This window comes from Fischerella muscicola PCC 7414 (assembly GCF_000317205.1).
Classification (GTDB): Bacteria; Cyanobacteriota; Cyanobacteriia; order Cyanobacteriales; family Nostocaceae; genus Fischerella; species Fischerella muscicola.
In genome coordinates this window covers 38,444-50,621 of the sequence record NZ_AJLK01000039.1, presented here as the reverse complement: position 1 = coordinate 50,621, position 12,178 = coordinate 38,444, and the positions used below count along the sequence as shown (strand labels likewise).

Genomic DNA, 12,178 nt, shown 5'->3' with positions numbered 1-12,178 from the left:
AAACTCTATCCGAGAGCAAATTTTCCTTTCTTCCTTCTTAATTCTGCTTGTTTATCCTGTCCTCTACTTACCAAGTTTTTTACCTAAGCTTGGTAGACAATTTAACAAATATAGTCTTGAATATATAAAGCAGATATGCAGCGTGAAAAAATAGAGTATCATTCAGTAGTTTAGTATCGGGTGTAAAGTCAAGTTCATTAATGTAAATTTATGAGTGTGAGAGTGTCGAAATTGCAAAAAACTGTAGTTAGGTCGCTGTATAGGGGTAAAAGCGATGAGTGAAAGTATGGCATTTATTGGCGGAGTTGCCGTTGCTGGGCTAGCGGCGATCCTTTTACTCAAGGGGACAGGAACATCTCTGCAACAACCAAATATTGCTATTCCTCAGATATCAAATTTAGTGCCGCAACCACAACCACAATACTATCCTCCTACTAGTTACCCACCAGTCCCCCAACCCCCACCCGTAAGCCCCAATACTGATGAGCGTGTCGCTATCGAGCGAGTAAAGATGGAAAATGACATACTCAAGCGGGAAAACGAACAACTTAAAGTCCAAATACAGCAAATTCAGGCTCAAGCCCAAAATGCTCAACAAGCTGCTTTTTCTTACCAACAGCAATTACAAAGCCAAAATGCAGCACAGTTGCAGCAGCAACAACAATCTCAAAATCGCTGGTGGTCTTCACCCATAGTGTGGGCTGTGGGAGGCATGTCTCTCACCATTGGTGGTGGTATTGTTGTAGCTGGAGTATTGTCTTTATTCTCTCCGAAACAACGTCCTCGTACCGTTCAGGTGATTCATCCCTACAATGGCCCCACACCACCCTTAGCTCCTGTACGTCGAACTGAGTTCCTACCACCCCGTACTGAAGCTAGACGAGTTGATATGCCAGAATACGACGATACCTATTAAATGAATCAATCGTCTAGAAGGACAAAAAATATCCGCTTGGAGAAAAGCTTCCTACAAGCCGCTTGATTAGGCACACGTATTCTTGTTGTGCTAATAGTATCTTTGATGGCATAATCATAACTCTTAGTTAAGTTCATGATAGATAGGCTTTGAAATCTATAGAGCAAGCCTGTGATCGTGAATTATGCTTTATCATAAAATAACTGATATGGATATTTTTTCTTGCAATTATTTTGCAAGAACATCTAACTGATTATTAATTATTTTTGCTCGTCAAGAAGCATGATTTTTTGCAAAAATTATTTCTCTGATTAGAGAAATACAGAAAAGTGTTTGTATATATGAGTGGACAGTTTTGTAATTGTCTGCCCTAATTAATTAGGGCTAATTCAGTACCTTAATACTTTATTATTATATTTTTTTACTTTACTTAAAATAAAAAGCAGGTAATATATATTTTCTTGCTCAATATAATAATTGTAAACTAATACACTACTAATTTGATTACTTTAGTATTTAAAAAGCTATAGTACCAATTTTATCTTTTTCCATAAATGAACATATATCAAGTTTTTAGCAGATATTTATAGTCTGTATTTCATATCAAACTCATAGAAAATATCAGTATGTTATTTGACTGTTATTATATTTATTCAGGGAATATTCGGATACGTATAAGACTCCTTTTGTAAAGATAAGAAAAAATACTGAATAAATTTTTATAACCCTGATTGCTTATAGTTAATTTATGGGTAATATTACTGAAGCGTTATCTCAAAAATGAGATTCGACTTGGTACATGGGGCTGTGGTTTCTTAGATTCTGCATCAGAACGTATTAACTTCAGAACCGAGTTAGCGATTTATTATTTTGTGTGAACATCAATTAGGTTGATAGCGGAATTCCTCAATCATCTAATTCATGTTCTCCCTACTTGCAAGTTATTCAAAGAATGTTTTCCCTAGTTGTGACTTTGCAAGAGTTCAGTGCTGTAAAGACGAATATTAAATAGCTCTGTGCTTCATCGGATAGAGCTAACGGTTGTCTTTCCTTCGTTGTTGAAATATATTCGCCGCAACGATGGTAATTTTCTGTGTTCTTTAAGCAGAGTAAGGTTATCAGTGGTGCTATCTCATGACAATACAAGTTTGCAGGCAGTATTTGTCATGTCATGAAAACATGTGCGTCATTTACAGTCACAAATCTGGGATAATTAGACTCCCATCACAAAAAAATAATCTTACTCAAGGGCGGTGAAATTGCAATTGCTTCATAATCAAATAAAAATTCAGTCTGTTGTATTTTTGTCCTACTCGCAGGATTTGTGGGGCAAACCAACAACAGAAGAAATTCCAGTACTCAACCAAGCCAAAATTGACGGGTCTAGGTTGACGGGGTGACGCGCTGACACGAAGAATATTCAGACTCAGGCTTGGTTGCTCTAGCAGACTACTAGCCATTGGCAAGCTTCTTTAGCTTGAGAATATTTGTGGTTTTCACTGAATAATCCCACAAGGGTGTTATACCTGCATTGTTTAATAAATTTAGTTGAGATTATTTGAAAATCACCACAATCACAGGTTTTTTATTAAAAACCTTAAATCAAGGAAAAACTGCTGTTATTAATTAATGCCTTCCAATGACTTCTAAAATTTCATGGTTGAGGCATTGGAGCCTCTTTTGTCCATTTTACATTTTCAGTATTTTTACTTACGGTATTTTACCAGCCTTTTCTCAAGCGAACGTTATCACAAATACTGCCCGTGGTAGCGCGGATAATCTTCCTAATGGCGGCAGGGTTGTTAACTCCAACGAAGTGACTTTCAGTGCCAGTCAAGCAGCATTGGAAATCATCAAAACAGCAGATAGAGCAGCTGCAGAACCGGGTGACACAGTCATCTACACTCTCACTATTCGTAATACTGGTAACTCCCCAACTAACCAGCTAGCAATTACAGACAGGCTACCCTTGGGAGTGCGCTTTATCTCCAAGTCACTCAAAGGTTCCATAGGAGATAGATCGGTATCCTTGAGTGCAACAACTGGTTCTAGTCGGACAGTAACCATCTCCTCCAATGAAGGACTACAACCCAATCAAAGTTTGACGGTTAACTATGCCGTTGAGGTCACGCCAGATGCAATTCGCGGCGATGGTAGAAACACAGCCCAAGCTAGAGCAGGTAATCTTACCAGTAATCAAGCCAGCTATGTCTTACGAATTCGACCAGGTATTGTGTCTGACTGTGGCACCTTAATTGGACGTGTATTTGTCGATAAAAATTTTGATGGTGAACAACAACCGAACGAACCAGGCGTACCGAATGCGGTGATTTACATGGATGATGGCAACCGCATCGTTACCGATGCCAACGGTTTATTTTCCTTAGCTAATGTCATTGCTGGTTATCGGACAGCGGCCCTAGACTTGACCAGCCTACCAGGATATGCACTGGCACCGAATAAATACTTTATCGAAAGCAACAGCCAGTCTCGCTTGGTCAAATTAGCACCCAGTGGCTTAGCACGAGTCAATTTTGGGGTTACGCCTGCGTTCTCAGGGGGGAAACGATGAAAAAAATAAAAAAGCTTTACCAAAATCAAAATTTTTTCTTTTACCTTTTAGGTCTTTCCTTAATATTTGTTTCTCCCAACGCAGTTTTTGCCAGTGTGTTAGATGGAAGACAGGGAGACAAACAGACAAACCAGACAAGGGAGACAGGAGGAGCCTCTGAGGCGGGGAAAGAAATCTCCGCACCTTTATTGGAAGTGTCTTTTATTGACCGCGTCACCACGTTTTCCCCTTTGTTGATCTCCCAGAATTCCCCATCTTCTGGTGATCCTAACTCGGTATTTCAACAAGATCCGACAACTGAATTTCAACAGAATCCCAACTCGCCACTCCAACAACAACCCACTTCTACGGATAATTCATCAATCAATACTCCCACTCCAGCAACTCCAGGACAATCAAAAGTCACGCTGGAAATTACACCTGTAGGCGATCCACGTGTACAAGCTGATGGACGTTCCACAATAAAACTACAAGGAAGAATTATTGATGAAAAAGGTGAAGTCCTTCGTAAAGATGCGATCGCGACCTTAACCACCAGCGCCGGGAAATTCATTGGCGCAGACCAAGACAAAGACCAAGGGGGGTTTCAGGTACGTGTCATTGATGGGGAATTCACCGCCACCTTACAATCAGATATCAAACCCCAACAAGTCCGCATCCGGGCTGCGATCGACAAGATTCAAAAACAATCACTCAATGTTCCAACAGAACTGGATGACATCAAAAATCCCACCTTCCCCCAACAAACAGATAATTCCTGGATAGAGAAAATCACAACAGTACCTCTAGAAGCCTACACTCAAGTTGAATTCACCACCTATCTTCGCCCTTCCTTAGTGACAGGGGTACTGAACTTGCGGATTGGCCCAGGAGGGACGAATTACTGGGGAAGCCTGCAAGAGTTTCTCAATCCTGACGAGATAGACAAAGGCACAACCGTAGATTTTTATGGTGCTGCCTTTGCCACAGGAAAAATTGGAGATTGGTTATTTACAGGGGCATTCAATAGCGATCGCGCCATCAATCAAGACTGTGAAGGCAACAATCGCCTATTTGGTGGTGTGCAGTTCTGTGAACAACCCTATCCCGTTTATGGCGACAGTTCCACCGCTACCCCCACCACCCCTTCGATTGACAGTTTCTACGCTCGTTTAGAACGTACTCCCTCGATTGTGGGAGCAGAACCAGATTACTTCATGTGGGGCGACTACAGCACCAACGAATTTGCTCGCGCCTCCCAACTGTATACAGCTACCTCCCGTCAACTGCACGGCTTTAAAGCTAACTACAACCTGGGCAACCTGCAAATCACAGGCTTGTATGCCAACAATATCGAAGGCTTCCAGCGAGATACCATCGTTCCTGATGGCACAGGTGGCTACTACTTCCTTTCCAAACGCCTGTTAGTTCCTGGCAGTGAAATCGTTTATGTCGAAGCCGAAGAAATTAACCGTCCTGGCACAGTAGTAGAACGCAAACAAATGCTGCGTGGTGCAGACTACGAAATTGACTATGACCGTGGTACACTGCTGTTTCGCCGTCCAGTCTTTGCCACAGAACTCAACCCCTTTGGCTCAACTCTCGTTCGCCGCATTGTCGTCACCTACCAAAATGAAGGTGGCGAAGACTCCAGCCTCCTGGGTGGAAGACTGCAATATAACTTCTCCAACGATTTCACAAACAAAACTTTCGGTGCTGTTAGCTATCTCCGGGAAGACCAAGGCGACCAAGATTTTGAACTGTTCGGTGGAGACTTCTTAATTTCTTTAGGAAATGTAGGAAAGATTGTCGGGGAATTTGCCCACTCCAACAACAACCTGATCACTGGTGAAGAAGCAAGTGGTAATGCTTACCGCTTGGAAGCTTTTGGTAATATCACAGAAAATCTTTTCGGTCAAGCTTACTATCGCGCCGTCGAGCCGAATTTCTCTAACAACGCCACCTTTAGCTTTACACCTGGACAAACCCGCTACGGAGCATCTTTACTAACCAGACTGAGTGACCTGACTAGCTTTAGAGTCGCTTACGACGTCGAAGAGAACTACGGCACTGCACCAACTTCCATTACTAGCTTCTTTGACTTATTCGATCCACAGCCACAAAACCGTCCTGGAGAACGAGTCAGTAACGAACTGCGAACCTTCCGGGCGGGAATTCTGCAAAAACTGGGTAATAGCGATCTCAGCTTGGAATACGTCAACCGTTCTCGCAATGATCGTATTGGTGATGACTTAGATGGTGACGCGAGTCAGATTGTATCTCGTTTGAAGTTTCCATTAACAGATAGCTTGACTTTTCAAGCCCAAAATGAACTGAATTTAGGTGAGTCTGACCCCTTGTATCCCAACCGGACTACCTTGGGTTTAGACTGGAAAGCAGCCGAGGGAGTGACATTGCGACTGGCACATCAATTTTATGATGACAGTGAATTACTGCCAGGGAACTCCCTTACTACCTTAGACACGATTGTTGATCAAAAACTATCAGATGATACTTCCCTACTGGGTCGCTATTCCGTACTTTCTGGTTTTGGTGGCTTGCAGGGACAAGGCGCTCTTGGTGTGTCTCACGGCTGGAAAGTAGCACCAGGATTCAAAGTCAACCTGGGTTATCAATACGTATTCAAAAATATATTCAATGCTACAGCAGCCGGAGATAGATATCCGCAATACTACGCAGTGGGGCAAACTGCTGCGAGTTTAGGACTGTTTTCTGGTTCCGTCTATAGCTTGGGGTTTGAATACACCGATAATCCTAATTTCAAAGCCCGCGCCCAGTTTGAATATCGTGATGGAGATCAAAGCAATAACCTAGTAATTTCCGCCGCCGCCGCCGGAAAAATCTCTCCGGCTTTAACAGCCTTAGTCCGCTTCCAACAAGCAGGCGAAGCTAACGTCTACCTTCCCACCGTCGTCAACAGCATCGACACCGGCGGCATCAGATTCCAAGAACTGGGAGATACAGCCAATCTCAAAATCGGTTTAGCATACCGCGACCCCACCAACGATAAATTCAACGGGTTGCTGAAATACGAGTGGCGACAAAACTTTGATTCGATTCCCGAAACTCAACTCACAGGTAGTACAGCCACAGGTCATATCTTTTCCGCAGAGGGTATCTACGCCCCCAATTGGCGCTGGGAGTTCTACGGTAAATACGCTTTCCGCAATGGCGTCACCTACTACGACGATGACAGATACGACGGTAGTGTTAACCTGGCACAATTACGGGCATCTTATCGCTTAGGTTATCGCAGCGATTTAGCTGTTGAGGGACGATGGATTGGACAAAACTCCAATAGCGGCACTGACTACGATGAATTCGGTGTTGCTGTTGAAACCGGATATTACGTCACTCCTGATTTACGTTTAGGTCTCGGTTACAGCTTTGGCAGTGTGGATGACCGCGACTTTACTGGTTATCGTTCTGAAGGTGGTTTCTATGTCAATATCAGCTTGAAGTTGAACGAACTTTTGGGTGGCTTTGGTTTACAAGAACCAGTACCCAAACAACAACAAGAATCGGAAATCCCAACGGCACAAACAGAACCTGCCAAAGAGACATCCCAAAGTAAATTAATTCAGCGTTTGAAACAAAAGGCAGAAGGCAGAAGGCAGAAGGATGAAGGATGAAATTTTGTCATTCTTCATAATTCATCATTCATTGTTTTCAAACGTGGTGTCATAGGAGTGATTAATGTCCAAGTTGAAATTTAAAAGAAAGAAGGCAAAAGGAATAATTTATCTTTTACCTTTTACCGTTTACCTTTTACCTCCAGAAATTGCCTTTGCTCAAACCCCTACTTCCTCTCCTACATTGCGGGTGGTGGTAAATAGCAATCGTGATGGAAATCCTAACCCTGATAATGCTGTGACTTTGCGCGAAGCGATCGCAATCGTCAATGGCACTTTACCCACAGCAAAACTCAGTGAAGCCGAAAAAACCCAGGTTACACCAACTACAGGCGCATCTCGAATAGAGTTTAATTTACCTGCTGGTGCAACTACGATCCAGTTACAAACACAACTACCAGATTTAGCCACTCCCGGATTAGTTATCGATGGTTCAACTCAACCAGGATACGATCCGAACAATTCAGCAACGGCAGAAATTGCCATTCCAATACCAGTGGTGACAATCACTCCCGCAGCAAATCAAGAGATTTTGCGCGGGTTGACTGTGGTTGCTGATGGTGTGACAATTCGCGGCTTGAATATTTATGGTTTTACAGGTAAACCGATCAAACAGATTTTGGGAAATTTGGCTTTTGACACTGATCCTAAACCGGTAACTCTGACTACACCGCCAGGAGATATTGTCATTGCTCACCGTTTCCCACCTCCCGATACCAGCCGTCAGCAACCGCCCAACGATGATTTTCCCTTCCGCGCCTCTGACGTGCCGCCCAAGAATGTTGTGATTGAAAACAACTGGCTGGGATTAACAGCTAATGAACAAATGCCAGAACAAACTTCGGCATTTGGGGTTTACGTTTTTAACTCCCAAGGAGCAACAATTCGGCGTAACCGGATTTATTACCATGATGGTAGTGCAATTATTACATCAGTACGTGGTGAAAATACGGTAGTACAAGAAAATATCCTCGTTGCTAACGGTATTGCTGGAATGCCTGATGCTTTAAGATTTGAAGGTTTGGTCAACCAGTCTCAAATTATAGGTAACTTGATTTGTGGCAATGACGGAGCTGGAGTGTATTTATTTAAACCTCAAGGCAACGTAGCAATTCAGAATAACAAAATCACTTATAATGGCAGACGATTACGACGGGCAGCAGTTTACTTGATGGGTAGTAATCATCAGGTAGTTGGTAATGAAATTGACTATCAAACTGGGCCGGGGGTAGTGGTATCGGCTTTTCCCAGGAATGATGTTGGTCAAAGAAAACCAGGCGTCAAGAATATTATCCAGAATAATAAATTTGCGGCGTTAGAAGGTTTGAGTATTGACCTGAATACCCAGCAAAATCTGGATGTGAGCGACTTTCAGGTGGGAGATGGCCCCAATCCACGCCGGGATTCTCCTAACCGTCGCCTGGAAACTGGGAATGCAGCTATTAATGCTCCAGAATTTAAACAAAGGGCGTTTCTGCCTACAGGAAACAGCGTCACTTTGCAGGGAAAAGCCGATCGCGGTTCGCAAGTGACAATTTATCGTTTAGGCGATTATCAACGGGGTTACGGGGCATTAAGTGAACCATTGGCAACCGTATCTGTAGATGAAGGTGGTAATTTTAGCACTATAGTGGAAAACTTGCAAACCGGAGATGCGGTGAGTGCGATCGCTACCGATCCGCAATATGGTACTTCTGAACCAGCCCTAGCGGCGATTATTGGCACTGCTGGCACAAAACCGAATCTAAAGCCCAGTTCTCAACCAACCCAGCCTCCACAGTGTACTTCTCGACCAGTACCGCCACCACCACCAGAACCACCAGCGTCACCGCCACCACCGCCACCAGCAGAACCCATCCGCATCCAAGCACCAAATAATGTCCACTTTGCCTTAGATAAATCCTTTATTAGTTCAGAAAGTGCTGCTGTTCTAGATCGGGTAGCAGCAGTATTGCAAAAATATCCTTTCATCGTAGTTGAATTACAGGGACACACCGACCCCCGCGCCAGCAATGAATATAACTTGGCACTGGGTAAACGTCGAGCCTTAGCTGTGAGAAATTACCTACTGCGTAAGGGTATTAGTCCAGAACGGATGACGATTCGTTCTTTTGGTGAAACCCAACGCAAAACAGAAGGTAACACCCGCGTAGATTATGCACGCGATCGCCGTACAGAAATCATCTACAAAGACGTGCGAGGCATCGAACTCATCGTGGAACCACAAGAACAAGACCTGCAAATAGAGTCTCCCAGGTGAGGAGTGTGGAAAGTAGGGGGAGTGTGGGAAGTGTGGGGAGACAAGGAGGACTAGGGAAGGGAGAAATTACCTATTCCCTGTTCCCTCTTACCAATAACTTTTGACCACTAACCACTAATAACTATTGTACACACGCGATGTTCCTCGCGTCTCTACCCACCAACAACTAACCACTAACTAACCCCTATTTTCAAATGAAATATTTAGGAACTGAACTAGAAAATGAAAGCTCTATTTAAACATTTAAACTTTCATCCTTGTGGAAGTACGCTGCTAACAGTGCTATTGGCTATTCCCCAAATTCCCCTACAAGGAATTATTTCCAGTCAAAAAGTTGTAGCACAACAAACAAGTTGTCCAGCTGGTACAACACAAGCAACTCTCAATTGGGGAACAACCAATTTCCAAACGGCAAATTTTAATCAAACTTTCGATATTGGGGGTGTCAGCACTAATTTTCAGATGACGGAGAACCCAGCAGGATTTATCCGAGATCAATCACCGCAGAATTCCCCCGGAAATCTTGGTGATGTTCCCTATGGGGTTGCTCCTGGACCCTACGGTGGTATTAATAGTCCATATTTGCGCTGGGGAATAGATGCTTCACAACAAAGTTCAACCGTAAACTATCGGCAAGGCACTTCAACGCTCACTATCACTTTTGCCCAACCAGTAACTTTGCCTGTTCCCCTGACATTATTGGACGTGGATCGCGATCGCTCAGATGAAGTCCCTTTTCAGGATCAAATTACTGTCACTGCATCAAATCAAGGTCAAAATGTACCAGTTACCCTTACCAATATCGGACCTGGTTCTGTTAACCAAATAGTTAGCAGTAATGTGGCGCGGGGAGCCGATCCGCGTGTGGGACCAGGAAATTCACCTAATGATCGGAATTTAGGTAATGTTTTTGCGACATTTGCTCAACCTGTCACCCAAATTCGCATTGTCTACGAGAGTGGACCTTTGCCGTACGCCGAAAACCAACAACCTCAACAAGATGAAACTATTGGTGTTGCTGATATAACTATCTGTGCGCCTTCGGCAAGAGGTTCTATAGGTGATACTGTCTTTAATGATCGCAATGGTAACGGTCAACAAGACCCAGGCGAACCAGGAGTTGACAATGTCATCGTCACCCTCACTCAGCCTGGCCCTGATGGACAGTTCGGTACTCCTGATGATATCACCCAGACGACAACCACCAATAATAACGGGAATTATTCCTTCAGCGATTTACCAGCAGGTTCTTATAGAGTTACTGTCAACCCTCCCTTTAACTTGCCAGAAGTGACTACCGGGAATAGGCAAATCGACGTCAATCTCACTTCTGGTCAATCCTTAGATAACGTCGATTTTGGCTTACGCCGACCGCCTGGTGGTGCAATTGGTGATTTTGTTTTCATAGATAGAAATAACAACGGCACTCCTGATACTGGTGAAACGGGAATAGCTAATGTGACTTTAACTCTCCGCAATAATACTGGAGAGGTTGTTGGCACAACTCGTACTGATAACAACGGTAATTATTTATTTACTGGTTTACAACCAGGTAACTATACTGTAGAGGTGACACAACCAAGTGACTTCACAGCTACAACCAACACGACTTTAACGGCTAATATCACTGACCCCAACTCAGAAAATCTCAGTATTGATTTTGGTTTCCGTCCCGGTCAGGCTGGATCGTCTGGAGAAACCAATTTGCGGATAGTTAAGCGCATTACCAATGCTTTGAGAAACGGTCAGCCCATTAGTGGTGTCAACTTCAACACTTTTATCAATGACCCCAATAGTAATGATGACGACAGATTACAGCAAGCTGGGCGATCGCCTGTTGGTCAAATTAGTCTTCAGCCACCCTTAAACAGTGGCGATCAAGTCGAGTACACAGTTTATTTTCTTGCTGATGGCACTCAGCAACTGCAAAATACTAGGTTCTGTGATCTGATTCCAGCAGGGACAAGCTATCTCTCTAATAGCCTTTCCGTGGATGGAATTAACAACCAAGGACAATTTCTATCACCTTTAGCACCATTACAGGACTTTGCTGATATTTGTGGTGGTAGCAACAATCAAGGTGCAGTGGTTGTTGGGCCAGCTAATATTCTTGGTGGACAGACTGGTTTGATTCGCTTCCGGGTCACGGTTGATTAACGGGTGATGGGGAGGTGGGGAGGTGGGGTGATGGGGAGATGGGGGGATGGGGTGATGGGGAGAAAAATTTCTTCCTTGTCCTTCTTGTCTCCCCTATCCTCCTTGTCCTCCCTGTCCTTCTTCCCTTCTCCCCTATACCCAATTACGGAACAATCAACACTGGACAAGGAGACAGATTAATCACACGGTTGGTAACGCTATCATGAGCACCTTCGTCAGTTAATCCGAGTCCCCGACATCCCATGACGATTAAATCTGCTTCTATTTCATCAGCCACATCACAAATTACAAACGCGGGTTTGCCCTGTCTTTCAATTGTTTCAGTTTGAATTCCTTGCTGGGAAAACGCGGTTTTAGCAGTTTCTAGCAGTTTGGCAACAGTCTCAGGTGAAGACATGACAACATCCTCCTTTGGCGCATCTGTGTTTGGTTCTTCCACCACACTCAAAAGCACCAAGCGGCTGCCATACTTTTGGACAACATCAATCACTACATCAAATGCTTCCTGAGTTTCCCGACTTTGATCAATTGGAAACAGAACTTTTTTAAACATTGCATTCACCCGTTGCTTGATAGAATTTATTTTCTGCTTCCTGCTTCTGGTAGAGCATGGAAATGGCTATTTCTCCATACATTTTGGT

Annotated in this window: 7 protein-coding genes; 5 read left to right on the top strand and 2 right to left on the bottom strand. The window is 43.7% G+C overall.

The genetic code is table 11. The features are described from left to right. Positions 1-274 precede the first annotated feature (274 nt). Positions 275-916, top strand: coding sequence for a hypothetical protein (locus UYI_RS0105845; RefSeq protein WP_016865737.1), 642 nt, complete (start codon positions 275-277; stop codon positions 914-916). Positions 917-2,160: 1,244 nt separating this feature from the next. On the opposite strand, the gene UYI_RS0105840 is transcribed toward UYI_RS0105845, so the two are convergent. Beyond that, a complete protein-coding gene (locus UYI_RS0105840; RefSeq protein WP_016865736.1) occupies positions 2,161-2,376 on the bottom strand; it encodes a hypothetical protein in 216 nt (71 codons plus the stop codon). Positions 2,377-2,555: 179 nt separating this feature from the next. Here UYI_RS0105840 and UYI_RS0105835 point away from each other — a divergent pair, with 179 nt between their 5' ends. The 4 genes from UYI_RS0105835 (at position 2,556) to UYI_RS0105820 (ending at position 11,537) form a co-directional block, all read left to right on the top strand. Next, a complete protein-coding gene (locus tag UYI_RS0105835) occupies positions 2,556-3,488 on the top strand; it encodes a DUF11 domain-containing protein (RefSeq protein ID WP_016865735.1) in 933 nt (310 codons plus the stop codon). Further along, positions 3,485-7,120, top strand: a complete 3,636-nt coding sequence (locus UYI_RS0105830; RefSeq protein WP_016865734.1) for a hypothetical protein — start codon at positions 3,485-3,487, stop codon at positions 7,118-7,120. The genes UYI_RS0105835 and UYI_RS0105830 overlap by 4 nt, the downstream gene beginning before the upstream one ends. 64 nt (positions 7,121-7,184) lie before the next feature. After that, entirely contained in the window at positions 7,185-9,380 is a 2,196-nt protein-coding gene (locus UYI_RS0105825; protein WP_016865733.1) for an OmpA family protein, read from the top strand. A gap of 222 nt (positions 9,381-9,602) precedes the next feature. Beyond that, the gene (locus tag UYI_RS0105820) at positions 9,603-11,537 is read left to right on the top strand and encodes an SdrD B-like domain-containing protein (RefSeq protein WP_016865732.1); all 1,935 of its coding nucleotides are present in this window, start codon (positions 9,603-9,605) and stop codon (positions 11,535-11,537) included. Between the two features lie 142 nt (positions 11,538-11,679). Here UYI_RS0105820 and UYI_RS0105815 read toward each other — a convergent pair whose 3' ends face one another. Then, on the bottom strand, positions 11,680-12,090 hold the full coding sequence (locus UYI_RS0105815) for a universal stress protein (protein ID WP_016865731.1): 411 nt from the start codon (positions 12,088-12,090) through the stop codon (positions 11,680-11,682). Positions 12,091-12,178: the final 88 nt, after the last annotated feature.